The organism is Arthrobacter sp. B2060, assembly GCF_059090445.1.
Map to the genome: position 1 here is coordinate 89,779 of NZ_JBNHFR010000003.1, position 26,210 is coordinate 115,988.

General features: G+C 65.5%; 27 protein-coding genes, 2 tRNA genes and 1 other RNA gene. 17 read left to right on the forward strand and 13 right to left on the reverse strand.

The window, feature by feature from the left end; genetic code table 11:
- Window positions 1–110: 110 nt before the first annotated feature.
- Entirely contained in the window at window positions 111–1,175 is a 1,065-nt protein-coding gene (locus tag AC5RUM_RS07175) for a D-2-hydroxyacid dehydrogenase (RefSeq protein ID WP_494034297.1), read from the reverse strand.
- A gap of 70 nt (window positions 1,176–1,245) precedes the next feature.
- Between AC5RUM_RS07175 and AC5RUM_RS07180 the strand changes: the two genes are divergently transcribed.
- The 3 genes from AC5RUM_RS07180 to AC5RUM_RS07190 are packed head-to-tail and all read left to right on the forward strand — an operon-like array spanning window position 1,246 to window position 4,045.
- Window positions 1,246–2,178, forward strand: a complete 933-nt coding sequence (locus AC5RUM_RS07180; RefSeq protein WP_494034298.1) for an NAD(P)-dependent oxidoreductase — start codon at window positions 1,246–1,248, stop codon at window positions 2,176–2,178.
- Window positions 2,175–2,945 carry an SDR family oxidoreductase gene (locus tag AC5RUM_RS07185; RefSeq protein ID WP_494034299.1) on the forward strand — a complete coding sequence of 257 codons (771 nt, stop codon included), beginning with the start codon at window positions 2,175–2,177 and terminating at the stop codon, window positions 2,943–2,945. The genes AC5RUM_RS07180 and AC5RUM_RS07185 overlap by 4 nt, the downstream gene beginning before the upstream one ends.
- On the forward strand, window positions 2,945–4,045 hold the full coding sequence (locus tag AC5RUM_RS07190) for an L-idonate 5-dehydrogenase (RefSeq protein WP_494034300.1): 1,101 nt from the start codon (window positions 2,945–2,947) through the stop codon (window positions 4,043–4,045). The genes AC5RUM_RS07185 and AC5RUM_RS07190 overlap by 1 nt, the downstream gene beginning before the upstream one ends.
- On the opposite strand, the gene AC5RUM_RS07195 is transcribed toward AC5RUM_RS07190, so the two are convergent.
- Window positions 4,042–4,782, reverse strand: coding sequence for a FadR/GntR family transcriptional regulator (locus AC5RUM_RS07195; RefSeq protein ID WP_400575672.1), 741 nt, complete (start codon window positions 4,780–4,782; stop codon window positions 4,042–4,044). The genes AC5RUM_RS07190 and AC5RUM_RS07195 overlap by 4 nt on opposite strands.
- A 231-nt stretch (window positions 4,783–5,013) precedes the next feature.
- Here AC5RUM_RS07195 and gnd point away from each other — a divergent pair, with 231 nt between their 5' ends.
- Window positions 5,014–6,450 carry an NADP-dependent phosphogluconate dehydrogenase gene (gene gnd, locus AC5RUM_RS07200; protein ID WP_494034301.1) on the forward strand — a complete coding sequence of 479 codons (1,437 nt, stop codon included), beginning with the start codon at window positions 5,014–5,016 and terminating at the stop codon, window positions 6,448–6,450.
- Window positions 6,451–6,596: 146 nt separating this feature from the next.
- The gene (locus tag AC5RUM_RS07205) at window positions 6,597–7,430 is read left to right on the forward strand and encodes an oxidoreductase (protein WP_494034302.1); all 834 of its coding nucleotides are present in this window, start codon (window positions 6,597–6,599) and stop codon (window positions 7,428–7,430) included.
- Window positions 7,431–7,448: 18 nt separating this feature from the next.
- On the opposite strand, the gene epsC is transcribed toward AC5RUM_RS07205, so the two are convergent.
- From epsC to msrA, 3 genes are all read right to left on the reverse strand, one after another.
- A complete protein-coding gene (gene epsC / locus AC5RUM_RS07210) occupies window positions 7,449–8,033 on the reverse strand; it encodes a serine O-acetyltransferase EpsC (protein ID WP_494034303.1) in 585 nt (194 codons plus the stop codon).
- A 41-nt stretch (window positions 8,034–8,074) separates the two neighbouring features.
- Entirely contained in the window at window positions 8,075–9,010 is a 936-nt protein-coding gene (cysK, locus tag AC5RUM_RS07215) for a cysteine synthase A (protein ID WP_494034304.1), read from the reverse strand.
- 65 nt (window positions 9,011–9,075) lie between these two features.
- Entirely contained in the window at window positions 9,076–9,600 is a 525-nt protein-coding gene (gene msrA / locus AC5RUM_RS07220) for a peptide-methionine (S)-S-oxide reductase MsrA (RefSeq protein WP_494034305.1), read from the reverse strand.
- Window positions 9,601–9,700: 100 nt separating this feature from the next.
- Here msrA and AC5RUM_RS07225 point away from each other — a divergent pair, with 100 nt between their 5' ends.
- Complete coding sequence (locus tag AC5RUM_RS07225) at window positions 9,701–10,618, forward strand: Nif3-like dinuclear metal center hexameric protein (RefSeq protein ID WP_494034560.1); 918 nt, start codon at window positions 9,701–9,703, stop codon at window positions 10,616–10,618.
- 62 nt (window positions 10,619–10,680) lie between these two features.
- Entirely contained in the window at window positions 10,681–11,418 is a 738-nt protein-coding gene (locus AC5RUM_RS07230) for a zinc ribbon domain-containing protein (protein ID WP_494034306.1), read from the forward strand.
- 28 nt (window positions 11,419–11,446) lie between these two features.
- Here the strand turns inward: AC5RUM_RS07230 and AC5RUM_RS07235 are convergent, their stop codons facing one another.
- Together AC5RUM_RS07235 and AC5RUM_RS07240 are read right to left on the reverse strand one after the other, a co-directional pair.
- The gene (locus AC5RUM_RS07235) at window positions 11,447–12,211 is read right to left on the reverse strand and encodes a YaaA family protein (protein WP_494034307.1); all 765 of its coding nucleotides are present in this window, start codon (window positions 12,209–12,211) and stop codon (window positions 11,447–11,449) included.
- Between the two features lie 68 nt (window positions 12,212–12,279).
- On the reverse strand, window positions 12,280–13,137 hold the full coding sequence (locus tag AC5RUM_RS07240; RefSeq protein ID WP_494034308.1) for an alpha/beta hydrolase: 858 nt from the start codon (window positions 13,135–13,137) through the stop codon (window positions 12,280–12,282).
- Window positions 13,138–13,238: 101 nt separating this feature from the next.
- Between AC5RUM_RS07240 and rnpB the strand changes: the two genes are divergently transcribed.
- From rnpB to AC5RUM_RS07260, 4 genes are all read left to right on the forward strand, one after another.
- Window positions 13,239–13,630: RNase P RNA component class A (gene rnpB, locus AC5RUM_RS07245), an RNA gene on the forward strand.
- 281 nt (window positions 13,631–13,911) lie between these two features.
- Window positions 13,912–15,405, forward strand: coding sequence for a glyceraldehyde-3-phosphate dehydrogenase (locus AC5RUM_RS07250; protein WP_494034309.1), 1,494 nt, complete (start codon window positions 13,912–13,914; stop codon window positions 15,403–15,405).
- Between the two features lie 108 nt (window positions 15,406–15,513).
- On the forward strand, window positions 15,514–15,735 hold the full coding sequence (locus tag AC5RUM_RS07255) for a hypothetical protein (RefSeq protein ID WP_494034310.1): 222 nt from the start codon (window positions 15,514–15,516) through the stop codon (window positions 15,733–15,735).
- Window positions 15,736–15,856: 121 nt separating this feature from the next.
- Window positions 15,857–16,654, forward strand: a complete 798-nt coding sequence (locus AC5RUM_RS07260; RefSeq protein WP_494034561.1) for an HNH endonuclease family protein — start codon at window positions 15,857–15,859, stop codon at window positions 16,652–16,654.
- A 32-nt stretch (window positions 16,655–16,686) separates the two neighbouring features.
- Here the strand turns inward: AC5RUM_RS07260 and def are convergent, their stop codons facing one another.
- The 3 genes from def to orn form a co-directional block, all read right to left on the reverse strand.
- Window positions 16,687–17,259, reverse strand: a complete 573-nt coding sequence (def, locus tag AC5RUM_RS07265; RefSeq protein WP_494034311.1) for a peptide deformylase — start codon at window positions 17,257–17,259, stop codon at window positions 16,687–16,689.
- 144 nt (window positions 17,260–17,403) lie between these two features.
- Window positions 17,404–17,476: transfer RNA gene (locus tag AC5RUM_RS07270), tRNA-His, on the reverse strand.
- Between the two features lie 137 nt (window positions 17,477–17,613).
- Window positions 17,614–18,282, reverse strand: a complete 669-nt coding sequence (gene orn, locus AC5RUM_RS07275) for an oligoribonuclease (protein ID WP_494034562.1) — start codon at window positions 18,280–18,282, stop codon at window positions 17,614–17,616.
- 197 nt (window positions 18,283–18,479) lie between these two features.
- Here orn and mptB point away from each other — a divergent pair, with 197 nt between their 5' ends.
- Window positions 18,480–20,036: a polyprenol phosphomannose-dependent alpha 1,6 mannosyltransferase MptB gene (mptB, locus tag AC5RUM_RS07280; protein WP_494034312.1), complete on the forward strand. Its 1,557-nt coding sequence runs from the start codon at window positions 18,480–18,482 to the stop codon at window positions 20,034–20,036.
- Here mptB and AC5RUM_RS07285 read toward each other — a convergent pair.
- Entirely contained in the window at window positions 20,029–20,715 is a 687-nt protein-coding gene (locus tag AC5RUM_RS07285; RefSeq protein WP_494034313.1) for a DNA alkylation repair protein, read from the reverse strand. The two genes, mptB and AC5RUM_RS07285, sit on opposite strands and share 8 nt — an antisense overlap.
- A gap of 193 nt (window positions 20,716–20,908) precedes the next feature.
- On the opposite strand from AC5RUM_RS07285, the gene map reads away from it, so the two are divergent.
- Window positions 20,909–21,676, forward strand: coding sequence for a type I methionyl aminopeptidase (gene map / locus AC5RUM_RS07290; protein WP_494034314.1), 768 nt, complete (start codon window positions 20,909–20,911; stop codon window positions 21,674–21,676).
- Between the two features lie 109 nt (window positions 21,677–21,785).
- The gene (locus AC5RUM_RS07295) at window positions 21,786–22,217 is read left to right on the forward strand and encodes an SRPBCC family protein (RefSeq protein WP_494034315.1); all 432 of its coding nucleotides are present in this window, start codon (window positions 21,786–21,788) and stop codon (window positions 22,215–22,217) included.
- A 77-nt stretch (window positions 22,218–22,294) separates the two neighbouring features.
- Here AC5RUM_RS07295 and AC5RUM_RS07300 read toward each other — a convergent pair whose 3' ends face one another.
- Window positions 22,295–22,672 carry a LapA family protein gene (locus tag AC5RUM_RS07300; protein WP_494034316.1) on the reverse strand — a complete coding sequence of 126 codons (378 nt, stop codon included), beginning with the start codon at window positions 22,670–22,672 and terminating at the stop codon, window positions 22,295–22,297.
- A 323-nt stretch (window positions 22,673–22,995) separates the two neighbouring features.
- Window positions 22,996–23,071 (reverse strand) — tRNA-Arg (locus AC5RUM_RS07305).
- Between the two features lie 216 nt (window positions 23,072–23,287).
- On the opposite strand from AC5RUM_RS07305, the gene ssb reads away from it, so the two are divergent.
- The 3 genes from ssb to ettA are packed head-to-tail and all read left to right on the forward strand — an operon-like array spanning window position 23,288 to window position 26,170.
- Entirely contained in the window at window positions 23,288–23,863 is a 576-nt protein-coding gene (gene ssb, locus AC5RUM_RS07310) for a single-stranded DNA-binding protein (protein WP_494034317.1), read from the forward strand.
- A gap of 59 nt (window positions 23,864–23,922) precedes the next feature.
- Window positions 23,923–24,441 (forward strand): DUF6993 domain-containing protein, encoded by a 519-nt coding sequence (locus AC5RUM_RS07315; protein WP_494034318.1) that lies wholly within the window; start codon window positions 23,923–23,925, stop codon window positions 24,439–24,441.
- A gap of 46 nt (window positions 24,442–24,487) precedes the next feature.
- Window positions 24,488–26,170: an energy-dependent translational throttle protein EttA gene (gene ettA / locus AC5RUM_RS07320; RefSeq protein WP_494034319.1), complete on the forward strand. Its 1,683-nt coding sequence runs from the start codon at window positions 24,488–24,490 to the stop codon at window positions 26,168–26,170.
- The last annotated feature ends 40 nt before the right edge of the window (window positions 26,171–26,210 follow it).

Genomic DNA, 26,210 nt, shown 5'->3' on the forward strand with positions numbered 1-26,210 from the left:
CCGTTCGCGCTCCACCAGGACGCGAAAGAGCCGAGCAGCCACTTGTGGCTTCCCGGCTCTCCGGTATTCCTGCGCTGGCCAGTCATCCCGCCGGCCGTCGAACCGCGTCCTTAGTAGAAGTGCACCGTGTCCACGAGGTGGGGGAGTTCGCCGCCGTCGAGGAATGTGCGCAGGTTGCCGCAGAAGCGCTCGGCGATGAGCCGGTTCTCGGCGGCGCTGAGCGCAGAGGTGTGCGGCGACACCATAACGCGGGGGTGGCTCCAGAGCGGGCTGTCCTGGGGAAGCGGCTCGACGGCGAAAACGTCCAGGCACGCGTAGGAGACCTGTCCGCCCTCGAGCGCCTCCAGCAGCGCCTCCTCGTCCACCACCGTGCCGCGGCCCACGTTCACGAAAACGGTGCCTGGTTTCATGGCTGAGAAGACCTGGCGGTTGAAGAGCTTCTCCGTGTACGGCGTGCCCGGCAGGGTGTTGACCACGGCATCGGCCGAGGCCAGCAGTGCGGGCAGCCCGTCGTTGCCGGCCACTTCCTCTATTCCATCGATCGGTTCCACGTTCCGCTTGGTGCCGCTGACCTTCATGCCGAGCGCCCGCGCAATGCGTGCCGTTTCCAGGCCGATCTCCCCGAGCCCGGCCACCACCAGGGTTGAGCCGTTGACGAGTCGCGTCGGAGTCCGCAGCTCCGGCCATACCTTGGCGGCCTGGTCCTGGGCGAGTTCAGCGCTCCGCTTGAAGCCGTTGAGGATTCCCAGCGCCGCAAACTCGGCCAGCGGCAGGGCATGCACCCCGGCCGAGGTGGTGATGTGGAACTTGTTCAGCGTTTCGGTGTCGAGGCCGGAGGCCTTGACCGCTCCGCCGGCGCCCGCCGCCATCGCGTGGATCCACTGCAGGTGCGGGTTTTCGCGGGCGATTCTCGCGAGGCCTGCCGGGCTTTCGTTGGGAAATCCGTACAGGACCTGTGCCTGGCCCAGCATGTCCCAGTAGCGCTCTTCCTGCACGGGCGTGCGTTTGAAGCCCGGGTCGCCGGAATGGTCAGCCGGAAAGCGCTCCGGGGGCAGGAGATCGGGTTCATAGAGAACGGTCACGGAGGGGTCTACGGCGCGAATGCGCTTCACCAGCTCTGCTTCAAGCGGGACGGCGATTGCGACGGTGGTTTGAGTCGTCATGCTGTTCATCATACTGAATAGCGGCTAGAATACTGAACAGATTTCCGAAGATTAACCACGTCGAAGTGAGGCAGTTCTGCACATGAATATACAGAAGGCAGGGTTTGTGGGCCTCGGGCTCATGGGTGCGCCGATGGCCGCCAACCTCGTGAGGAAGGGCTGGGCTGTTACTGCCTGGAACCGATCGGCCTCCGCCCTCGACGGTTTCGAAGAGCTGGGCGGATCGCGTGCCGATGATGTGGCGTCGCTCCGCGACCAGCCCGTCATCGTGTTCATGCTGCCGGACCTCGGCTTCATCGAAGAGGCTGCGGCAGGGCTGCTTGCCAGCTGGGCAGACGCTCCGCCCGCTTCCGGAACCGCAGTGGTGGTCATGAGCAGCGTTTCACCCTCCGGGGTCCGCGGCTTCGGGGACCGCGTCCGGGAAGCGAGCGCCGGCAACGCATTCGTGGTTGACGCTCCTGTGAGCGGCGGCACCAAGGGCGCCGTGGACGGGACCCTGGCCATCATGGCCGGGGCCGATGATGAAGCGGCCTTCAACAGGCTGCGGCCGCTGCTGGCGGCGATGGGCACCACGGTGCGGCTGCTGGGCCCGCTGGGCGCCGGATCGCTGGCGAAGGCATGCAACCAGCTCATTGTGGGAACCACGACGGCGGCACTCGCCGAAGCGGCCGAACTCGCCGAGCGCTCGGGACTGGATGTGGCGGCCCTCTACGAGGTCCTCTCCGGCGGGCTGGCGGGCAGCAGGGTGCTGGACATCGTCGGACCGCGGCTCGTGCAGCGGGACTACACACCTACCGGCCCGGCCAAGTTCATGCACAAGGATCTTTCCTTCGTCGTCGAGTCAGCCGAGGCTGCCGGTGCCGCCGTCCCCATGGCGGCGGCCGGCGTCGAACTCTATGCCGAACTTAAGCGGCAGGGACTGGGCGACCAGGACCTGGCGGCCGTGCGGCAAACAATTTACAACCTCAGCAACAGGGCCGCGGCTGCCGCGGACGAAGGGACCATCACAGCATGAGCGCACTATTTGACCTGACCGGGCGCACCGCCCTGGTGACCGGCTCCAGCCGGGGCATCGGAAACGCCTTGGCTCGCGCCCTCGCGGACGCCGGTGCCACCGTGGTGCTCAACGGAATCACCCCTGACCGGCTGAAGGCCGCGGAGGACACCATGGCCGCCGGCTACCCTGAAGGCCGGATCCGCAGCTGCGCCTTCGACGTCACCAGCGATACGGCGGCCGCGGAGGGTATCGCCTGGATCGAGGCCAACGTGGGCCCCCTGGACATCCTGGTGAACAACGCCGGGATCCAACACCGGGTGCCCATGCTCGAACTGGACGTCAGCGACTGGGAGCGGGTCCTTTCCACCGACCTGACGAGCGCGTTCCTGGTGGGCCGGGAGGCGGCCCGGCGCATGATCCCCCGGGGACGGGGCAAGATCATCAACATCTGCTCCGTGCAGACCGACCTCGCCCGCCCGACGATCGCGCCCTACATCGCGGCCAAGGGCGGGCTGCGGAACCTGACCCGTGCCATGACGGCCGAATGGGCCGGATCCGGGCTGCAGATCAACGGGATCGCCCCGGGCTACATCCACACGGAGATGACGCAGAACCTGGTGGACGACGAGGACTTCAACGCCTGGATTCTCGGGCGCACGCCTGCGCACCGGTGGGGCACCGTCCAGGACCTGGCCGGGCCGGCCGTCTGGCTTGCCTCCAGCGGTTCAGACTTCGTGAACGGCCAGACGATCTTCATCGACGGCGGAATGACGGTGGTGGTCTGATGGCGTCGGTGGCGGTGAGCACGGAACTTCCGCCGGTCTCGCCGGCCGTGGTGGCCCACGCCGCGGGTGACCTGCGCCTCGACGACGTGGCACTGGCCGCTCCGGCAGCGGACCAGGCCGTGGTGGAGGTGGCCTTCGGCGGCATTTGCGGCTCCGACCTGCATTACTGGCTTCACGGTGCGGCGGGGGAGTCGGTCCTCAAAGCGCCGCTGGTCCTCGGCCACGAGGTGGTGGGCACCGTGGTCCGGGCAGCGGCAGACGGCAGCGGACCTGCGCTCGGCGAGGCCGTGGCCGTGCACCCCGCGACCCCCGCGCCTGGCGCCGCCAGGTATCCGGAGGATCGGCCCAATCTGTCGCCCGGCTGTACCTACCTGGGCAGTGCCGCGCGGTTCCCTCACACCGACGGAGCCTTCAGCCGATACGTGAACCTTCCCACCCGCATGCTCCGGGTCCTTCCCGGGGACCTCGATCTCAGGACGGCGGCGCTGATCGAACCGGCCAGCGTCGCGTGGCATGCCGTCGCCCGCGCCGGCGACGTTGCCGGCAAGACGGCCCTGGTCATCGGGTGCGGCCCCATAGGGGCCCTGACTGTGGCGGTTTTGAAGCGGGCCGGGGCGCGCCGGATCGTTGCAGTGGATATGCACGCCAAGCCGCTGGAGATCGCGGCAGCTGTCGGCGCCACGGATGTCTTGCCTGCAGGCGACACCGAGGCCATTGCTGCTGTGGAGGCGGACGTGGTCATCGAGTCCTCCGGCAGCCACCAGGGCCTGGCGTCCGCCATCGGGGGTGCGGTCCGGGGCGGCATCGTGGTGATGGTGGGGCTGTTGCCGTCGGGTCCGCAGCCCGTTCCGGTTTCGCTGGCCATCACGCGGGAGCTCGAACTCCTCGGGTCCTTCCGGTTCAACGACGAGATTGACGAGGTGATCGCAGCGCTGGCAGACGGCTCGCTGGAGATCGGTCCCGTGATTACGCACGAGTACCGGGTTGAACAGGCACTTGAAGCCTTCGGTGTGGCGCGCAATTCGGCCGAATCAGGAAAAGTGCTCCTGGACTTCCGGCCGGCAGGACCTGCAGAACCGGCGGGACCTGCACAGACCTAGGCAGAGTGCCGGTGCCGTTGCACCGGCACAAAAACCCGCGGCTGCTCAACCCAGACCGGTTCCATTTCAGAGATCGTCCGCCGCATGATTCTGCTGGCGGCGTCGCGGGCTTCCTCTGCGTTGCCCGCGAAGATGGCCTCGGCCACATCCAGGTGCCACTGCAGTGTGAGGTCCCTGGGGCGGTCGGGCATCAGCCCGTGAACCGTGCGGCCGGTCAGGGTTTCGGCGACCTGTCCCACCAGGTTGGCGAACATTTCGTTGCCGGATCCGCTCAGCAGGAGGGAATGGAACTGGATGTCCAGCTCCAGGAAGCGGGGTACGTCCCCGGCCTTGCCGGCGTCGCGCATGGCCAGGGCTACGTCGAGCAGCTCCTGCCGGAGCTCGGCGGGGGAATTGGCGGCCGCGAGTTCGGCGGCAACGGGTTCGACGGCGGAGCGCAGCTCCGCGAGGGAGCGCAACTGGGCGCCGCGGCCCTCGCCGGCGAGCCGCCAGCGGATCACGAGCGGGTCGAACGGATTCCAGCGCTCGGGCGGAAGTACCCGGATGCCCACCCGCTTGGTGGTTTCCACGAGTCCAAGGGACTGCAGTACGCGCACCGCTTCGCGAACCACCGAGCGGGAAACCTTCAGTTCGTCCTCCAGCTGTTCCGCGAGCATGATGTGGCCTGCGGGAAGGCTGCCGCCCACTATCCGGGTTCCCAGATTCTCTACGGCACGGTGATGGAGACTGGTCGACATATTGGTAAGCATAGTGGGGCGGGCACCTGTGGCCGGCGCCGCGGGGCAGGCTGCCGTTCTGCCCGGCGTCATAGACTCTTTGTGACGCGTTCCGCTGCCATTAAGAGAAGGCCACTTTTCCCCGCGGCCCGGAATATATATGCTTTATTCACAGCCACCTCCCAAAGCGCGCTCCGCAGGACGTGCGGAACGCTCGCTGCACACGCTGCACAGAAATGAATTGGAGAATTGATGTCTGCACACATCGGTGTCACCGGCCTTGCGGTCATGGGTGCCAACCTGGCCCGTAACCTCGCCCGGAACGGCTTCACTGTCGCCCTGCACAACCGCTCGGTTGAAAAGACCGACGCACTGCTCGAGAAGCACGGCTCCGAGGGCGATTTCGTCCGGACCGAATCCCTTGAGGAGCTGGTCAACTCCCTCGAGAAGCCGCGCCGCGTCCTGATCATGGTCAAGGCCGGCAAGCCGGTTGACTCGGTGATCGAGCAGCTCGAACCCCTGCTGGAGGCGGGCGACATCATCATCGATGCCGGCAACTCCCACTACGAGGACACCCGCCGCCGCGAAGCCGCGCTGGCGAAGAAGGATCTGCACTTCGTGGGCATCGGCGTCTCCGGCGGTGAGGAAGGCGCCCTGAACGGCCCCTCCATCATGCCCGGCGGTTCCAAGGAGTCCTACGACGCCCTGGGCCCGCTGCTGGAAAAGATCGCTGCCAACGTTGAGGGACAGCCCTGCTGCGCCTGGATCGGCACGGACGGCGCCGGCCACTTCGTCAAGATGGTCCACAACGGCATCGAATACGCCGACATGCAGGTTATCGGCGAGGCATTTGACCTGCTGCGTTCGGGCGCCGGCATCGAGCCCGCGGAGCAGTCCAAGATCTTCGCTGAGTGGAACAAGGGCGAGCTTGCCTCGTTTCTGATCGAAATTTCCGCCGAGGTCCTCGGCCATGTGGACGGCCGCACGGGCAAACCGTTCGTCGACGTCGTTGTGGACGCCGCCGGCCAGAAGGGCACCGGCCGCTGGACCGTCATCTCGGCACTCGAGCTGGGCTCCCCGACGTCGGGCATCGCCGAGTCGGTCTTCGCCCGCGCCCTGTCGTCCCAGGCTGACCAGCGGAAGCTGGCCCAGGAACTCCTCGCCGGCGAGGAAGCCAACGTTGAGATCCCCGAGACCTTCGTCGAGGATGTCCGCCAGGCGCTCTACGCCTCCAAGCTTGTTTCCTACGCCCAGGGCCTGGACATGCTGACCTCGGCAGCCAAGGAATACGGCTGGGACCTGAAGCTGGATGAGATCGCGTCGCTGTGGCGCGGCGGCTGCATCATCCGTGCAGAACTCCTGAAGGAAATCACCAAGGCCTACGCCGCCGAGGAGAAGCCCGCAAACCTGCTGTTCGCCCCGGCCTTCACCAAGGCCATCGCCGAAGTCCTGCCGGCCTGGCGCCGCGTTGTGGCCACGGCTGTCCAGCTCGGAATCCCGGTCCCGGTCTTCTCCTCCTCGCTGGCCTACTACGACGGCCTGCGCCGCAAGCGCCTGCCGGCCGCCGTGATCCAGGGCCAGCGCGACCTCTTCGGCGCCCACACCTACGGCCGTGTTGACGCCGAGGGCACGTTCCACACCCTGTGGGGCGAGGACAAGTCTGAAATCGAGGCAGTGGACACCCACTAGCCCCGGCTGACCGGCACTGCTTGATAGCAGAGTCTGGTACGGCAAACAGCCTGCTACGGCAAACAGCCTGCTACGGCAAACGGCCGGCGCTTCCCGATACTGTGGGAGGCGCCGGCCGTTTTCCGTATCTGATCCAGGAGTCCCGCGTGTCCCAGCCCGTCGCGTTTGTCACCGGAGCCTCCACCGGCATCGGATTCGAGGCAGCCAAAAAGCTCAGCAATAAAGGATTCACCGTCTTCGCCGGAGCGCGGCGGGTGGACAGGATGGAGCCGCTGAAGGCACACGGTGTCAACGTCCTGCACCTGGACGTTACTGACGAGGAGTCCATGCGCAGCGCGGTCTCCGCAGTCCTCGGGTCCCACGGGCGGATAGACGTCCTGGTCAACAACGCCGGCTATGGCGCGTTCGGGGCTTTGGAAGAGGTTGAGCTGGCGGAGGGACGAAGGCAGTTCGATGTCAACGTCTTCGGCCTCGCGAGGATGACCCAGCTGGTCCTGCCCGGAATGCGGGCCGCACGGCGGGGCCGGATCATCAACATCTCCTCCATCGGAGGGAAGTTCTACGAGCCTCTGGGAACCTGGTACCACGCCACCAAATTCGCCGTGGAAGGCTTCAGCGATGCATTGCGGCTCGAACTGAAGCCCCATGGGATCCAGGTGGCGATCATCGAGCCTGCCAGCACCGTGACTGAATGGGGCAGCATCGCGGCAGAAGGGCTGCTGGCCCGCTCGGGCAACGGTCCCTACCGGGAGCAGGCGAAAGAGATGGCCGGTGTACTGGCATCCACGGGAAGGCCCGCCACATCAACGGATCCCGGAATCATCGCCGACGCCGTGGTCCATGCCGCTACCGCTGCACGCCCGAAGACGCGCTATCCGGTGGGCAGGGGAGCGCCCGTCATCATGATGCTGCGCCGGATCCTCCCGGACCGACTGTTCGATGCGGCGGTGACGGGTGTCCTCAAACGACTGGCGCGCTGAGGCGGCACCCCGGAATCCTCAGATCCGGTACTCGATGTAGTACTCGGCAGGATCCACGGCGGGGGAGGTTTCCCGCTGCGCGTCGCGGTGGCGCCAGGTGGCCGGAACGCCCGTGACGATTGACTCCGGCGGGGCGTCTTTGACGACGACGGCGTTGGCGCCGACGGCGCTGTCCCGGCCGATAGTGATAGGGCCGAGGATCTTGGCCCCGGCTCCGATGGTCACGCGGTCCCCGATCGTGGGGTGCCGCTTTACCTTTGCCAGTGAGCGTCCGCCGAGTGTCACGCCGTGGTAGATCATGACGTCTTCGCCGATTTCAGCTGTTTCACCGATGACCACGCCCATGCCGTGGTCGATGAAGAACCGCCGGCCGATCGTGGCACCCGGATGGATTTCGATGCCGGTCAGGAACCGGGCCAGCTGGGAAATCAGGCGCGCGGGGAACCGCAGCGCCGGGTTGCGCCACAGCTTGTGCGTCAGCCGGTGTGCCCAGATGGCATGCAGCCCGGAATAGGCGAAAAAGTTCTCAAAAGAACCTCGAGCCGCCGGGTCATGGGACCGGGCGGCGTCGAGGTCTTCCTTAAGTCTTGCGAAAAAGCCCACAAAGATCTTTCTACAGGAAACGAGGAGGGGCAGGGTAAGGCTTAGCCCCGGATGTCGTCATAGAGAACGGTGGAGATGTAACGCTCGCCGAAGTCGCACACGACGGCCACGATCAGCTTGCCGGCGTTCTCCGGGCGCTTGGCCAGTTCCAGCGCGCCCCACACGATGGCACCCGAGGAAATGCCGCCCAGGATGCCTTCCTTGATGCCCAGGTCGCGGGCCACAGCCACGGAGTCCTCAAGGGTGGCGTCCAAGACCTCGTCGTACACGTTGGTGTCGAGCAGTTCCGGAATGAAGTTGGCGCCGAGGCCCTGGATCTTGTGGGGGCCGGGAGTGCCGCCGTTGAGGATGGGGGAGTCCTTGGGCTCCACGGCAACGATCTGGACGCCGGGCTTGCGCTCCTTAAGGACCTGGCCGACGCCCGTGATGGTTCCGCCGGTGCCGATGCCGGAGACAAAGATGTCCACCTTGCCGTCGGTGTCTTCCCAGATTTCCTCGGCGGTGGTCCTGCGGTGGACCTCCGGGTTGGCCTCGTTGGCGAACTGCTGGGCCCAGATGGAGTTTTCGGTGTTGGCCACGATTTCCTGGGCCTTCTCGACGGCGCCGCGCATGCCCTCGGAACCCGGGGTCAGGACGATCTCTGCACCGAAGGCGCGCAGCATGACACGGCGTTCCGTGGACATGGTTTCCGGCATGGTCAGGATGACCTTGTAGCCGCGTGCCGCACCCACCATGGCCAGCGCGATGCCGGTGTTGCCGGAGGTGCCCTCGACGATGGTTCCGCCGGGCTTGAGCGCGCCGGACTTTTCGGCAGCGTCGATGATGGCGACGCCGATGCGGTCCTTAACGCTGTTGGCCGGGTTGTAGAACTCGAGCTTGACGGCCACCGTGGCGCCCAGGCCCTCGCTCAGCCGGTTGAGCCTGACCAGGGGGGTGCCGCCTACAAGCTGTGTTACATCGTCGTAGATCCGTGCCATGTACTTACGCCTATCTTTGAGGAGGGAATACTGTGGTCAGCCTAACTAGGGCGTAAGCGCCGCCGCTAAGCATTAAGCCATGCAGAGTAATATTTCCGCGCCTTGGCCAGTTTCGGGTTGATGATGACCTGGCAGTAGCCCTGTTCCGGGAACTTTGCGTAATAGTCCTGGTGGATCTCCTCGGCCCGGTAAAACTCGGGGAGCCGGCTGACCTCCGTCACGATCGGCCGTGACCACAAGGCCTGGTTGCGTTCGATCGCTTCCTCGAAGAGGATCTTTTCCTCTGTCGTCTCATAGAACATGGACGAGCGGTACTGCGTCCCGACGTCGTATCCCTGGCGGTTCAGCGTGGTGGGGTCGTGCAGCGCGAAGAACATGTCCAGGATGACCTCGGACGGGATAATCTCCTCGTCGAAGGTGACTGCCACGACTTCCGCGTGGCCCGTGGTGCCTGAACAGACGGAGTAGTAGTCCGGGTGGCGTTCGTGGCCGCCCGTGTAGCCCGAGACCACCTCGCTGACGCCGATGGTTTTCTGGTATACGGCGTCCAGGCACCAGAAGCAGCCTCCGCCAAGCACAAAAGTTCTCATGTCCTCTTCAATGGTTGAGGGGCGCCGATGATTCCCCCAGCCACACTACGGGTCCGAACCCGGGAGGGGCCAGCGGCGCCTATAGAGTAAAAATATGAGTATGGAACCTGTGAACAGTGGTGTTGCAGCAGAGCCGGCAGAATCTCCGGACACGGCAGCTGCCGAGGAGGCCCCGGAGGCGCCGACGCTCGGACAGCTCATGCTGGCCGTCGAAGAGCTCTGGCCTGAGTCGCTCGCCGAGGAGTGGGACGAGGTGGGCCTTGTTGCCGGGCACCCGTCGGCGGAAATCACCAAGGTCATGTTTGCCGTGGATCCCACGCTTGACGTTATCGACGAAGCCATCGAGTGGGGCGCAGAGCTGCTGATCACGCACCACCCGTTGCTGCTCAGAGGCGTAACGTCAGTCGCGGCCAACACCCCCAAAGGCAAGGCCGTCCATCGCCTGATCGAGTCGGGAACCGCTCTCCTGACCGTCCACACGAACGGGGATTCCGCCGTCGGAGGTGTCTCCGATGTCCTGGCCGACGCCCTGGGGCTGGACAATGTGTCTCCTCTGAACCGTGCAGCCAACGGCCTTCCGGAGGAAGGCATCGGCAGGGTCGGCGATCTTGCCGAGGCAATGACGCTGGGCGACTTCGCCGCGAGGGTGTTTGGGATCCTGCCTTCTGTCGCGGGCGGCGTCAGGGTTTCCGGTGACAAGGACGGCCTGGTCCGCCGGGTCGCGGTCTGCGGCGGCGCAGGGGACTCACTGTTTGACCAGGTCCGGGCCAGCGGCGCCGATCTGTATGTCACGGCCGACCTTCGGCACCACTCCGCTTCCGAGGCCCGCGAGGCCGCTGTCAACGGGCGCCCGTACCTTATCGACGTGTCCCATTTCGCCAGCGAATGGCTGTGGCTTCCCGCTGCTGCAGATGCCCTGGGCAATGTCCTTGCGGACCAGGGCCTGGACGTCGACATCCGTGTCAGCGCCACCAACAGCGACCCATGGGACTTCATTCTGACTCCCGGCGGGGACTAGAGTCTATAAAGCCCCTGCAGGGGTGCCCGGCGCAGGCCGGATGGGATCAAGCGGAGGTAATCGTGGCCAAGGCAGCACCGGCGGAACAGTTGAAGTTGCTCGAACTCCAGGGGCTGGACGCGAAACTCAAGTCACTGGCCAGCCGCCGCCGCAGCCTTGAAACAGATCCCCGCATCGAAGACCTCCAGGCGGCGCTGAACATTGCCAACGGCGAGCTGGGCGCAGCAAAGATGGCCGTCCATGACGCACAGGCGGAGTTAAAGCGCGCCGAGGCTGACGTCGAACAGGTGGCCGGCAGGATCGAACGCGACGAAGCGAGGCTGAACAGCGGAACCGGCCTGTCCAAGGACCTGGTGGCCCTGCAGAAGGACATCGCCTCGCTCAATAAGCGGCGGTCCGACCTCGAAGACGTTGAACTCGAAGTCATGGAGCGGCTGGACTCGCTGCGCGAGCGGCAGGCGGCCCAGCAGAAGATCGTCGATGACATCCAGGGTTCCTTCGGCGCGATCCGGGCGGAGCTGGACGGGCAGCTGGCAGAGATTGCGGCGGAAGAAACGGTGGTTCGGGGCCGCAGGGCAGTGTTCGCCTCGGGGCTGGACGCCGGAATGCTGGCGGTCTATGAAAAAACCCTGGCCCGCCGCGGCGTGGGTGCTGCCCGGCTGTTCCACGGCACGTCCGAAGGGTCAGGCATGCAGCTGAGTCCGGGTGACCTTGCCGAGATCAAGGCCGCCGCCGACGACGACATCGTTTTCTGCCCGGATTCCGGTTGCATCCTGGTGCGCTCCCCGGAATGGGTCTGAACCCAGAAAGGCCGAACCGCAGCGGCAGCTAACCGGGAAGGATGATGTTGAGGGCGTGCGCCTTCCGCGCCGTCCCCGGGACGAGTTCGGCATTCCACTTTTCACTGGCGGCCTTGTGCAGCTGGGCCGGCGTCCCGGGTGCTTTTCCCGGCCGGGTCAGCAGATGCCGCGCCAATTCGCCCCGGGTGTGCTTCGCGAAGTGGCTGACCACCTTGCGCACGCCGTTCACTTCTGTGAAAACATTCACCGTCACCGTCGACGCCGACGGGGGAGTCCACGCCGCGGTATAGGTGCTGGAGCGGCAGTCCACCAGCAGCTGCCCGGCCGTGGCGGCGGTGAGTGCGTCTGTGAGCTGCGGCTTCCAGAACGACGCAAGGCGTCCGACGTCGGGCAGTGCCGTTGACATCGACAGCCGATAGGCGGGCACGGAGTCCGCGAAGCGGATGGCTCCCCACAGTGCCGAAATCACGAGCACCGCGTCGTCCGCACGGCGCTTTTGCGCTGCCGTCATCGACTTGTAGCCCAGCGCGTCGTACAGCACGCCTGAATACACCTGGTGGGCCGGCGCCGCCGGTTCCGCGTGCAGCCGGGTGTTGCGTTCGACGTCGGACGTCAGCGACGCTCCGACGCCTAGCAGCGCCAGCGCATCCTCGTGCGCGCTTACCGTCCCCAGGGCATCGAGCACCTTGGCCCGGCACGGGTTCAGTTCAGGGAAGCTCAGGGACGTCCAGTCCATGGCGTCGCCGCGGACGGCAGGGGTCTTACCTTCAGACGGGGGAAGCAGGATCAGCACCGTACGATCTTACCGGTGCCCGCCCGGCCCTGTTCTCCGGTGGCTGCGCGTCTCCGGGGGCTGCGCGCTCAGCGGAGGTGCCTGCCCAGGAAGGACATCACCTCAGGCAGGATGGCCCGCCAGTAATCCGCATCGTGTCCGCCCGCCCGGAAGCCTCCCTCCACCACTCCGGGGAGGCCGCTGGCGTACTGCTTGACCCAGGGGAACAATTCGTCCTCGGTTCCGCAATCCACCCGCTTGGGCACCGCTGCCAGCCTGGGCCGCAGCGCGAACACGTCATGGGCCGCAAAATCGGACGGGCTGTCGAAGGCGCCTTCGATTCGCTTGTCATAGCGGTCCCAGACTGCCGGGCTCATGGCCGCCACGGCCCGGATGCCGGGCAGGCGGGCCTGCGAGGCGAGCAGCAGGACGCCGAAGCCTCCCATGGACAGACCGAAGAGGCCGATCCGGCCAAGGTCGTAGCCCTGCGAGCCCAGGAAGGGAACAAACTCATCCGCCAGCATTGACTGGGTGTCGGTGCCGTCGGCGCGGGGGTGCCACCAGGTGTCGCCGCCGTCCACCGACGCAATGGCGAACGGTGTCCCGCCGATAAAGAGGTGGCGTTTCAGGACTTCGTGCGCCTTGAGCACATCGAAGATTCCCTCGTTGTTGCCGCCCAGGCCGTGGAGGAACAGCGCCAGCGGGAAGTCCGTGCCGCTCCTGCCGGGGAGCACCGGCGTGGCAATGGACCAGTGGGTTGTTGCCGCAGGCCGGAACCTCGAAACGAAGGAACCGCCGCGCATGGCCACCGAGGGAGGTCCCGCCGGTGGGTTGGGCCACGGGGAGGGGGGCGGATGGCTGGCGGTGCACCCGGTGACCGCGTAGGCGCCAACGCTCAGCCCTGCCAGCTGAAGCAGGCGGCGGCGGGTCACTGCGGACGCGTCCATGATCCGATCATAGGCTCGGCGCGCACGTGTGGCAGGGGAATATGTGGCAGGGGCACTGTGTGGCAGGGCCTGCCCGCACTGACCGTAGAATGGACTGCGGATGGGTTGACCAGGCGGCCGCGCGTCACGCAAGTGGCTCGAGGAACGTCCGGGCTCCGCAGAGCAGGGTGGTGGGTAACGCCCACTCGGGGTAACCCGCAGGCCAGTGCCACAGAAAACAGACCGCCTGCCTCGCGCCGATTTGAAAGCGGCACGATGCAGGTAAGGGTGAAACGGTGGTGTAAGAGACCACCAGCTTCCCGGGTGACCGGGAAGGCTAGGTAAACCCCACCCGGAGCAAGGCCAGACAGGGCACGTTTGAGGGCTGCTCGCCCGAGTGCCCGGGTAGGCCGCTGGAGGGCGTCGGCAACGGCGTTCGTAGATGGATGGCCGCTACTCCCGCCCCGGCAACGGCGCGGGAACACAGAACCCGGCGTATCGGTCAACCCATCCACTTATTCCGCCGCCGTTCCTGCCGCACGCCGGGCGCGCCCGGCCGGTGTGAGAGATTTCACGTGCCCCCGGTCAACCGCGGCGCGTGGCCAGCCCTAGAATAGACCTTGAACGTAGAAGTTCTACCGCCGGATCTGCGTTCGCAACCGGCGGTTTTTCTTTGCAACGTCAATGGCATCCGGGGCGGACCGAAACCCTGCCGGTGCCAGCGCCCCTGGATGCTTCGGGTGGCCGACTTCCGGTTACGAGGACGTAGCCGGTCGAACCAAGGAAGGTAGTTCTGTGAGCCAGACGTCAGATTCTTGTCTCGATACGTGGATGGGCCGCGAGGCACTCGCCGAGGCCATGATCCCGGTGATCGGCCGGCTGTACCGGGAAAATAACGTGGTCACCTCGATCCACGGCCGCAGCCTGATCAACAAGTCCACCATGAACATCCTCAAGGCGCACCGCTTCGCCCGCCGGATGAGCAAGGACGAGCTGCTCCTGGAGGAAACGGCACCCCTGCTCGATACGCTCGCAAAGCTGGACCTGGGTGCCGCTGCGATCGACATCGCGCGCCTGAACCAGAAGTTCAAGTCCGACGGCGGAGACGCCACTTTGGAAGAATTCCTCCGCGCCGAGCTGGCTGAGATCGTTGGCAAGCGTGGCGCCGATGACCGCACCAGCACCGACGTCGTCCTTTATGGGTTTGGCCGGATCGGCCGCCTTGTCGCCCGGCTCCTCATCGAAAAGGCCGGCGGCGGACATGGCCTGCGCCTGCGCGCCATCGTCGTGCGGCGTGGTTCCCACAACGACCTTTCCAAGCGTGCGAGCCTCTTGCGCCGCGACTCGGTCCACGGTTCCTTCGAGGGCACCATCAAGGTGGACGAGGAAGCGAACACCATCACGGCCAACGGCGTCCAGGTCCAGGTCATCTACTCGGACAACCCCGCCACGATCGACTACACGGCGTACGGCATCAACGATGCCCTGGTCGTGGACAACACGGGCCGCTGGCGCGACAGCGAGGGCCTGTCCCAGCACCTGCTGAGCAAGGGCGTGGGGCGCGTGCTGCTGACGGCTCCGGGCAAGGGCGAGCTGAAGAACATCGTTCACGGCATCAACCACGGCACCATCCTGGATTCGGACAAGATCGTCACCGCGGCATCGTGCACCACCAACGCCATCACCCCGGTACTGAAGGCGATCAACGACAGGTACGGCGTCATCCACGGCCACGTGGAGACCGTTCACTCGTTCACGAACGACCAGAACCTGATCGACAACTTCCACAAGGGCGACCGCCGCGGCCGCTCGGCCGCGCTGAACATGGTGATCACCGAAACGGGTGCGGCCAAGGCCGTGGCAAAGGCCCTCCCGGAACTGCAGGGCAAGCTCACCGGCAGCTCCATCCGCGTCCCCACGCCGGATGTCTCCCTGGCGATCCTGAACCTGACCCTGGAACACGGCACCACCAAGGACGAGGTCAACGATTACCTGCGGGAAATGTCGCTGCACTCGGTCCTGCGCAAGCAGATCGACTACATCGACTCCCCGGAGGTCGTCTCCACGGACTTCGTCGGGTCCCGCCGTACCGGGATCGTGGACGGTCTGGCCACTGTCTCCACCGACAAGAACCTGGTTCTCTACGTCTGGTACGACAACGAGTTCGGCTACAGCTGCCAGGTTGTCCGGGTCATGGAGGAAATGGCAGGCGTTAACCCGCCCACGTTCCCCGCCAAGGACTCCGTCAAGGACGCAGCCCCCGTGCTGGCCGCAGCGGGATCCGTCTAACCCGGGCCCTCTGGTGCGCCCGCGGCCGAAAGCCGCGGGCGCCCACTCTTTCCCAACTTCCCGGCTGGTTCTCTGGAATCAGCCGGGAAAGGGGACCACACTGTTCTCATGGAACACGACTCGACCCTCCAGCGCGACACACCGCATGACACAACACTGGAACACGCACTTGATGTAGCGCGTGCAAACCAGAAAGAGGCGCAGCGCCTTTTGGACCAAGCCGTCGCCGCACATGCCAGCGGCGAGGTCGGCGAAGAGCGGGTTGCACAATTGCAGCGCCTGCTCGACCTGGCCAACGAGGATCTCCGCCGGGTCATGAGGGAGCAGTAGTCCCTCAACCCGTCCTCCCCAGGGCACCGGTCCTCAACACTGTGGACATCTGCCCGGAGGCACCGGAGCTGCCCTAGTCTCGTGGGGTGTGCACAAGCCGCGCCCGGAAGGGCGCCACGCGATGACCCTCAGCTGGTCCGCGTATAGGCGAGCCCGCCGGCGCTCCCGCCAGGCATGGGCCGTGCTTGCCCTTCTCGCGGTCCTGGCTGCGGCGGGCATAGCCTGGTTTTTCACGGCCGGGCAGTTCCTGGCCGCTGAACCGGCGGTGTCCGGCCCCAGCGAAGCCCCCGTCTTCGACGCCACCTGGATGAAGCCTGTGGTGCCGCCCCGGCCTGTGCCGGAAGGCACGGCGGAGGCGGCACTCGACTCATTGCCCGTTAAGGGCAGGGCGCCCAAAACCGACTACGACCGGTCGGCCTTCGGCCAGGCCTGGTTCGACGCCGACCACAACGGCTGCGACACCCGCAACGACATCCTCCGCCGCGACCTCAGCGACGTTGCCTACTCCACGGGCTCGCGGTGCAAAGTCTCGTCAGGCACCTTCCACGAACCGTATTCAGGCCGGGTCACCACGTTCACCCGCGGCGCCGACTCCAGCATGGCCGTCCAGATTGACCACGTCGTGGCACTGGGGGATGCCTGGCAGAAGGGAGCCGCGGAGCTCACCCCGAAGCAGCGTCAGAATCTTGCGAATGATCCGCTTAATCTGATCGCGGCTGACGGTCCCGCTAACCAGGAGAAGAGCGCGTCGGACGCAGCGAGCTGGCTTCCCGGGAACAAAGCGCTCCGTTGCCACTACGTCGCACGGCAGATCTCTGTGAAGGCAGCCTACGGGCTCTGGGTGACCCAGGCCGAAAGGGATGCCATGAGCCGTGTTTTGGGTTCCTGTCCCGGTCAACGCACCATCGTGGCGCGCTAGCGGCGGCACAGAGCCGGCTTCAGTGCCAGGCCTCAGTGCCCGAACGGGTCCGGATCCACGCCGGGCATCCACGTCAGACCCGGAACGCCCCAACCGCTTTTCTTGGCCTGCTTCATGGCTTTGCGCGCATAGCGGTCGATGAGGCGGTTGACGTAGAGCTTTCCGTCGAGATGGTCATACTCGTGCTGGATCACCCGGGCGAACCATCCCGTGGCCTCGAACTCGACGGGCTGGCCATAGCCGTCGAAACCCTTGACCCGCGCCCACTCCGCCCGCTTGAGGGGATACTGGCAGCCCGGAAAGGAGAGGCAGCCCTCCACTTCCTCGTCCGGATCAGGCAGGGCACCGGAGACCTTTGACAGCGTGAGGACCGGGTTGACCAGCACGCCGCTCGGCGGGACGCCGTCCTCGTTGTCGTATTTGTAGACGAAGATCCGCTTGCCCACGCCGATCTGGGGAGCGGCCAGGCCGGCGCCGTTCGCCTTGTCGTTCGTTTCAAACATGTCGGCAATCAGCTCGCGGAGCCCGTCATCGAAGACCTCAACTTCGGCAGCCCGGCGGTGCAGGACGGGTTCACCCCAGATGGTGATCGGCAGAACGGTCATGTCGGATGGTTCCTCTGGTGCTTCGAGTGGCAAGTGCCGCGGCGGCGGGAGAGTGCCGCTACGGCGAAAACGAACAAAGGCTGCACCGGATAACCGGTGCAGCCTTTGTGATTGGACGGCATTCTTGATGCCATCCTTCATGAGGGTGAGCGACGGGGGTTGAACCCGCGACCTCCTGGACCACAACCAGGCGCTCTGCCAACTGAGCTACGCCCACCATGCGCCTCCGCGGCCTTCCGGTTTCACCGGCTGGCTTGAAAGGCAACGTCAAATAGTTTACCTGCTGTTCGGGGATGCTTTTGCCACTTTTGGCTGTTTCGGCAAAATTTCCCTCAAACGTGGCGCAGATTACTTTTAGGGCTCACGGACTGCGGGTCCGGCCTCGGCCTGCGCGGACAGAGTTTCGCCCGGCAGTCCCTGCCGCCCGGAGTGTTCCTGAATCAGCCGCTCAACGGCGGAGGGCTCGGCGGAAATCCGCTTCGAGATCTGCAGCGAGGTGGCGCTGTCCGGACCCGGTGCAGGCACGAAGACCGCCTCCCGGTAGTAGCGGAGCTCGTCGATGGAATCCTTGATGTCTCCGAGGGCGCGGTGTCCGCCCAGCTTGGCGGGGGCCTGGAAGTATGCCCGGGCGAACCAGCGCCGGGCCAGTTCCTTGATGGTGCTCACGTCGATGATCCGGTAGTGCAGGTGCTCCACCACAGAGGGCATGTCGCGGGCGAGGAAGACCCGGTCCGTCCCTACCGAGTTGCCGGCGAGCGGCGCCTTGCGCGGATCCGGAACCCACTTGCGGATGTAGTCCATGACTGCTTCCTCGGCCTCGGCCAGGGTCTTCCCGGCCGGGAGTTCCTTCAGCAGCCCGGACCGGGTGTGCATGTCGCGGACGAAGTCGTTCATCTGGGCGAGGGCAGACGCGTCGGGCTTGATGACCACGTCCACGCCGTCCCCGAGGATGTTGAGTTCGGAATCGGTCACCAGCGCGGCGACTTCGATCAGGGCGTCGTTGACGGTGTCGAGACCGGTCATTTCGCAGTCGATCCAGACGATGCGTTCGTTAGATATAGGCACCCGATCAGCCTACCGTTTCGTGGTCGAGGAGCTGTCCGGTGCTAAGATTTCGGGGTACGTGGCGCCGCTGTGACCAGCCGCCGCGGCCCTTTCTGGCCGGGCATTTCCGGCAGGAGACACTGGAGCACGCCCACAAAAGATTGGACAGCCCTGACATGACGTCGCCTGTGCCCGAGACGGAGGAAGAGGTCACCGGCGCTTCCACGGACTTGGCTCCGGCGGAGGTGGACAACCCGTGGTCGCCCATCCTTTCCGGATTCGTCGGTTCGGTTTTCCTTGTGATCGGTTCGCTCGGCGTGGGCTGGCTCGCACCGGCGTCGGAGCTGCGCCGGATGCCGCTGTTCATCTGGATGCGCACAGAAGCATTCGGGGTGGCCCTTTCCATCGTGCTGATCGCGATCGGCGGCATGCTGCTGGTGCGGGCATGGCTCAGGCTTGGGCAGCGTGTCAGGGTCTGGGGGCCTGCGGCCCGCAAGGCAACGCTCCAGGCTGTGGCGGCGTGGGGACTGCCCATGATGTTCACGGTTCCGCTGTTCAGCCGTGACGTCTACGCCTACATTGGGCAGGGCCGGCTCATGGTTGAGGGCTTCAACCCCTACGAGAACGGCATTTCCGCGCTGTCGAATTACTTCCAGCTCGGCGCGGACAAGATGTGGACCGAGGCGCCCGTGCCATACGGGCAGTTGTTTCTGTGGATCGAGCAGTTCGTTGTCTGGTCCACCAATGTCCACCCCGAGGCGTGCATCATGCTCTTCCGCCTTGTTGCGCTGGTGGGCGTGGCGCTCTGCATCATCTACGTCCCCAAGCTCGCCGAACTCCACGGGGTAAATCCGCACAGGGCGCTCTGGCTCACCGCAGCGAACCCCCTGTTCCTGACAAACTTCATCGCCAGCGTCCACAACGATGCCCTCATGATCGGGCTTGCCCTCGCCGGCCTGTATTACAGCGCCACGCGGCGCGTGATCCTCGGAATAGTGCTCGTCACGCTGTCCATCTCCATCAAGCCAATCACGGTGGTCTTCCTCCCGTTTATCGGGCTGCTTTGGGCGGGCAAAGACGCCGGCTGGCCGCGGAAGTTTGTGTTTTGGGGCCTCACGGCGGGAATCAGCTTCGCCCTGTTGTTCCTCATGAGCATGGTGAACGGCTTCGGGTTCGGCTGGATTAACGGACTGTCAGCCCCGGGCAGCGTCTGGATCTGGTACGCCCCGGTGGGGCTCCTCGGCCTTGTGGTGGCGTCCATCGCCAATGCCTTCAGCCTGGACGGGTGGGGCTTGGCTAAATGGGTTTACGACGCCGGGAAGCTGCTCGCCGTCGGCATCGTCGCCTGGCAGATTTTCAAAGGTGACCACGACCGCCTCATGCGCCGGCTGACGCTGGCCTTTGCCGCCGTCGTCGTCCTGGCCCCGATGATCCAGTCCTGGTACGTGGTCTGGCTGATCCCGCTGTTTGCGGTGACAGGCATCCGGGATGACTGGCAGGTCAAGGCGCTCTACTTCATCGTGTCCTTCTTCATGGTCTACGCCATCTCGGACCAGCTGGAGGTCTTCCCGTACCTGCAGTCCGAGGACCTCGGACTCGCACTCGCCCTCGCGAGGAACGCGGCGGCCATCATCGCCCTGATGTTCGCCCTGTATCTGATCTTCATGGACCCACGGACAAAGCACCTGTTCAGCAAGTCCGACCAGCCGGTGACCACCCGGCCCGTTATCTGACGGGCAGGTTCTTCAAGGCCTCCCTGCGGGACAGCGGGCTCAGGGACTGGCCGTGGCGTTCCACGAAACCGACGACCCAGCCCGGGTCCGTTTTGGCGTATTCGCGCAGAGCCCAGCCAATCGCCTTTCTGATGAAAAACTCCCGGTCGGCCAGGTTGGCTTCAATGACACGGGCGAGCAACGCCGTATCGGTGTGCGCCTTGGCGGCGAGTTGGGCAGTGATCGCTGCCCGCCGAAACCAGAAGTCCTCATCTTCCGCCCACCCAAGCAGCACCGGGGTGACCTCCTGCCGGTGCGCCTGGAGCAATGCGCAGAGGCGGTGGGCCACGCCGTCCACGAGGTCCCAGGACGCCCCGCTGCGGATGATCTCCGCATAGACGGGCAGCATTCCCAGGTCGGCCGCCACCAGGCGCAGTCCGGTAAGGTCGATGGCCGCGTAGCGTTCCTCGCGGCAGGCCGCCTCGCGCCACAGTGTGAGGACTGTTGCCCGCAGTTCATCGGCCGAGGCAAAGGCGTACGCCGCCGCGGCAGCCTTCACGGTGCGGCGCACCTCCGGAACCCGCACGCCCAGGGACGGCATTGAGGACTTCATGTAGGCCTGCGCGCCGGCACCCCGGACAGGATCGGCGGCAGACTGCAGCGCGGAGCGGATAGCGGCCAGGACGTCCTCGTTCACCATGCAGCCAACATAGCCGCTGCGCAGTGGGCGGCAGGGGATCGCGGCCATGAATGCCGTTCGCCTGCCATCCCCCGTGGTCCTGGATCTCGCCGGGTCCTAAAGTAGGCAGGGTACCGATGCGATGCACGCACTTCCGTCAGCCGCAGCGGCGCCAGCGTCCAGCCGAATCGCCTAAAAGCCCGGAGGGCATCAGATGAACATGATCAAGAGCCCCGCTGAGATAGCCCTGATGCGCGAAGCCGGGCGGGTGGTGGCCAATGCCCTGGCCGCCGTCCGCGAAACTGCCGCCGTCGGCATTTCCCTGAAGGAACTCGACGATGTGGCGGCCGCGTCCATTTCCGAGGCCGGCGCCACCCCGGCATTTCTCAACTACCGGCCGCGCTGGGCGTCGGTTCCGTTCCCGGGGGTCATCTGCACGAGCGTTAACGACGCCGTTGTCCACGGAATCCCCAACGGGTACCGGCTGCAGGACGGGGACCTGCTCAGCGTGGACTGCGGCGCCTTCCTGGAGGGCTGGTGCGGAGATGCCGCGGTGAGTTTCATTGTGGGCACCCCCGATCCCGTTGACCAGGAACTCATCGCTGCGACGGATGCGGCCCTGGCCCGGGGGATCGAGGCGGCCCGCGTCGGAAACAAGATGGGTGACCTCGCCTATGCCATCGGCGGTGCCGCGCGGCGTGCCGGGTACGGGCTGCTGGCCGACCACGGCGGGCACGGCATCGGCCGCACCATGCACGCCGAGCCGCCTGTACCCAACGACGGGCGTCCCGGCAGGGGGCTCAAGCTCACCGAAGGGCTCGTGATCGCCATCGAGCCGATGCTCATTCTCGGCGGCAAGGGGGACTATTACCATGACGATGACGAGTGGACCCTGCGGTCCGCGAACGGCCGCCGCGCGGCGCACAGCGAGCACACGGTGGCAGTGACCGCCGACGGCCCGGTGATCCTTACGCTGCCATGACGAAACAGCGCCTTCCCCAGGCGTTGGCCCTGACCATCCCCTTACCTGCACTCTCCCGCTCCGCGTAGGGTGATGCTGACGCAGGAATCGTTGCTCAGGAGGCAGGCTGATGGATCACCGGGGGAGGGACGCCGTCTCGTCCATTGTTGTGGCGTGCTCGCCGAAAAGAGTCTGGAAAGCACTCACCGACCCCGTGGAAGTCAAAGAGTACTTTCTGGGCACGATCGTCACGTCGACGTGGCGTGAGGGTGATCCGGTGACATTCACCGGTGAGTGGAAGGGGAAGGCCTACGAGGACAAGGGCACCGTTCTGGAGTGCAGGCCCAATGTGCTCCTTCGCATCAGCCATTACAGTCCGCTGAGCGGTCTGCCCGACCTCCCCGAGAACTATCACACGGTGGAGTACCGCCTGTCAGCACGGGCCGAAGGCACTGGAGTCACCATCGTCCAGAGCAATAACCGGGACGACGCCGAAGCCGAGGAATCTGCGAAGCTGTGGGACCTGGTGCTTAGTAACCTCAAGGAGTATCTGGAGCGCTGAGCGGGCGAGCAGGCTCAGATTCCTGGCAAACCGCGTCTAGGGACGTTGAATTTAGTTCCTAACGCCGGCTTTAGTTCCTATCGTCGGCGCGTGGCGGATACGCGGCGGCGGTGTTCAGCGGCCCGGAGCTGGATGATCCGCGCAGCGCCGGCCATGGCCACGAGGACGCCGCCGCCCACTGCGGCGATGAACAGCGCGATGCCGAGGGCCACAGCACCTTCCAGCCCGAAGAACTTCACCTGGACCAGTTCCTGGTTCTGCAGGATGAAGACGATCAGCAGCACAAGGACTACCAGTGCCGACGCAACCGCGGCCCAGATCATGCCGGCGCGGGTCACCTGACGTTTCGGTTCCTCCTTGTCCGCAGCAGGGGTGGAGGTTCCGTCATAGCCCGGGAGGGCGTCGGTCCCTGGCCGGGTTTGCCCCATCTCGGCGGCGGGACGGGGTTCTTCCAAAGGCGGGGGTGTGGCAGGTCCAGGAGTCTGCGCCGGAGGGGGTGAGGATTGCTGCTCGGACGGGTCACGATCAGAACGACTCTGCGGCATGTCGAATGAATCCTTCCGGTGTTCGCTCCATCAGGGCGGGGTACGTGGGCGCCGACGCCACGCCAGCGTGCGGGCAGCCCACTTCGATCATAAGCACGTTTTCCGCTTATAGTAAGCATGCTTGGCATTCTCCGGTGCCGCGCATGTCGGGGCAGCACCGGAACGACTGCGGAGAGGAATAGCAAAGAACAAGAGGCTCTGATCTGCGATGCGCAGGCCAGAGCCTCTTTCGTTGGTGCCCCAGGAGGGAATCGAACCCCCGACCGGCGGATTAGAAGGCCGCTGCTCTATCCCCTGAGCTACTGGGGCAAGTGGGTGCCCGGCTTAGCCGGGTGCCTCAAAAAGTCTACATTGCCTTCCGGCCGGCCGGTGGCAGGGCCGTGAACGTTTCGTCCGGGCCCGTTCTACAGGAGGCTGCAGGCGGGGTTTATCCACATAAGCGACTTCGGCCCTCCCGGGAGCGCCGTGGCCGGTTGATGCTGGAAATGCCTGCTAGGGCAAGACACATCGAGACAGGACACCAAGATGACCGACAACATTACTGTCCGAGGCTTCGTTGCCTCGGAGATCAGGAGTTCCACCACCCCGGGCGGCGTGGCAACGGCCTCCTTCCGGCTCGGGTCGACGGACCGCCGGTACGACCGCGCAAGCGGCTCCTGGGTGGATGGCAACACCAACTGGTTCACGGTGCAGGGCTACCGGCAGCTGGCCGGAAACATGGGGTGCAGCATCAAGAAGGGCCAGCGCGTCATCATCGTTGGCCGGCTGAAGATGCGCAGCTGGGAAAAGGAAGGCCGGATCTACCATGCGGCGGAGATAGACGCAGAATCCGTGGGGCACGACCTCATGTGGGGTTCGGCCAACTTCACGCGGACGGCAGCCAACACTCCCCAGTCTGCCGCAGCGGCTGCCGCTGATGACGTCACCGGCGGGCACAGTTCTGATTCCGACCCGTCAGGCCGGAGCGACCCTGCCGGTGAAGGGGAGGCAGACGACGAGGACCACGATGCCGCCGAGTCCGGCGTGTTCATCGACGACGCTTCGGGAGAAACCCTGCAGCTCGACTCCGAAACGGGCGAGCTCACCGGGGCGGCGGCCTGACCGCCGCCGGGGGTCATGCGGCACCGTTCCCCCGCGGTGCCGCATGACAGAATGGCACCGTGACAAGACCCAACGCGCTACAACCGACCACTGCTCTTCGGAAATCCCTGACCGGGATGCCGGCCAAGATGGCGGTCGCCGGGCTGGTGCTGTGGTCACTGTCCGCGTGCACGGCCGTGTCCGGCCCCGACTCTGCCGCCACGCCGGCGGCAACAGCAGGTTCTGCAGCGTCCGGTTCGCCGTCACCGCGGCCGACGGCAGGCACGGGCGCAGGGCCCGGTACCGCGACCGCGAAATTGCAGAAGATCATGACAGATACGCTGGGAGCTGTGGCTGCCGCCGCCCCGAAACCCGGCACCGAGCAGATCAGGCAGGCACTCGCCGCCGCTGGGGTTCCTGCCGCCACCCTCGAGGTGTCAGCCGGCCGCACGCCCACCGGCCTGGACGTGGATTCCATCGAGGCGGCGTCGGTCCAGGGCAGGGAATGCGTCATAGGCCAGATCCGCAACGGCAAAGTGACTGTGATAGTGCTGCCGGTCCTCGCGAGCGGCAAGTGCTTCGTGGGAGCTCCCGCCTGACACTTCGAATGTGAGTTATGCCCGTCAACCCACTAGATTTGGAACCATGGCGGAATTTATCTACACAATGACCAAGGCCCGTAAGGCTGTTGGCGAAAAACTTATTCTCGACGACGTCAGCATGTCGTTCTTCCCGGGCGCCAAGATCGGTGTCGTTGGCCCCAACGGTGCCGGTAAGTCCACCATCCTCAAGATCATGGCAGGCCTGGACACGCCCTCCAACGGCGAGGCGCGGCTGAGCCCCGGATACACCGTGGGCATCCTGCTTCAGGAGCCGCCGCTGAACGAGGAAAAGACCGTCCTGGGCAACGTCCAGGAAGGTGTCGGCGAGATCTACGGCAAGATCCAGCGCTTCAACGAAATCTCCGAGGAGATGGCCAGCCCCGACGCCGACTACGACGCGCTGCTGGAGGAAATGGGCCACCTGCAGGAAGCCATTGACGCCGCCGACGCCTGGGACCTCGATTCCCAGCTCGAACAGGCCATGGATGCGCTCCGCTGCCCGCCTGCCGATGCCGACGTCACCCTGCTCTCCGGCGGTGAGCGCCGGCGCGTGGCGCTCTGCAAGCTGCTGCTGCAGAAGCCGGACCTCCTGCTCCTCGACGAGCCCACCAACCACCTCGACGCCGAGAGCGTGCTGTGGCTGGAACAGCACCTCTCCACCTACGCCGGCGCCGTCCTGGCCGTCACCCACGACCGGTACTTCCTGGACCACGTCGCTGAATGGATCGCCGAAGTGGACCGCGGGCACCTCTACCCGTACGAAGGCAACTACTCCACGTACCTCGAGAAGAAGCGTGCCCGCCTGGAAATCCAGGGCAAGAAGGACGCCAAGCAGGCCAAGCGCCTGTCCGAGGAACTGGAATGGGTGCGCTCCAACGCCAAGGGCCGCCAGACCAAGTCCAAGGCCCGCCTGGCCCGGTACGAGGAAATGGCAGCGGAAGCTGACCGTACCCGCAAGCTCGACTTCGAGGAAATCCAGATTCCGCCGGGACCACGCCTGGGTGGCCTTGTGCTCGAAGCGAAGAACCTGCAGAAGGGCTTCGAGGACAGGACCCTTATTGACGGGCTGTCCTTCTCACTGCCGCGCAACGGCATCGTCGGCGTCATCGGCCCCAACGGCGTGGGTAAGACCACCCTGTTCAAGACCATCGTGGGGCTTGAGCCCCTTGACGGCGGCGACCTCAAGATCGGCGACTCCGTCAAGATTTCCTATGCGGACCAGAGCCGCGGCGGCATCGATCCCAACAAGACGCTGTGGGAGGTAGTTTCCGACGGTCTGGACTTCATCCAGGTCGGCCACGTCGAAATGCCGTCCCGCGCCTACGTGGCAGCATTCGGATTCAAGGGCCCGGACCAGCAGAAAAAGGCCGGTGTGCTTTCCGGCGGTGAACGCAACCGTCTGAACCTTGCACTGACCCTCAAGCAGGGCGGCAACCTGCTGCTCCTCGACGAACCCACCAACGACCTCGACGTCGAAACCCTCAGCAGCCTCGAAAACGCCCTGCTCGAATTCCCGGGCTGCGCCGTGGTCGTCTCGCACGACCGCTGGTTCCTCGACCGGGTGGCCACCCACATCCTGGCCTACGAAGGCGATGACGAGAACCCCTCGAAGTGGTACTGGTTCGAGGGCAACTTCGAATCCTACGAGGAGAACAAGGTGGAACGCCTGGGCCCCGACGCCGCGAAGCCGCACCGCGTCACCCACCGCCGCCTCACCCGCGACTAAGCACCAACTGCAAAGGCCGGTCCCCAGTGAGCTCACAAGG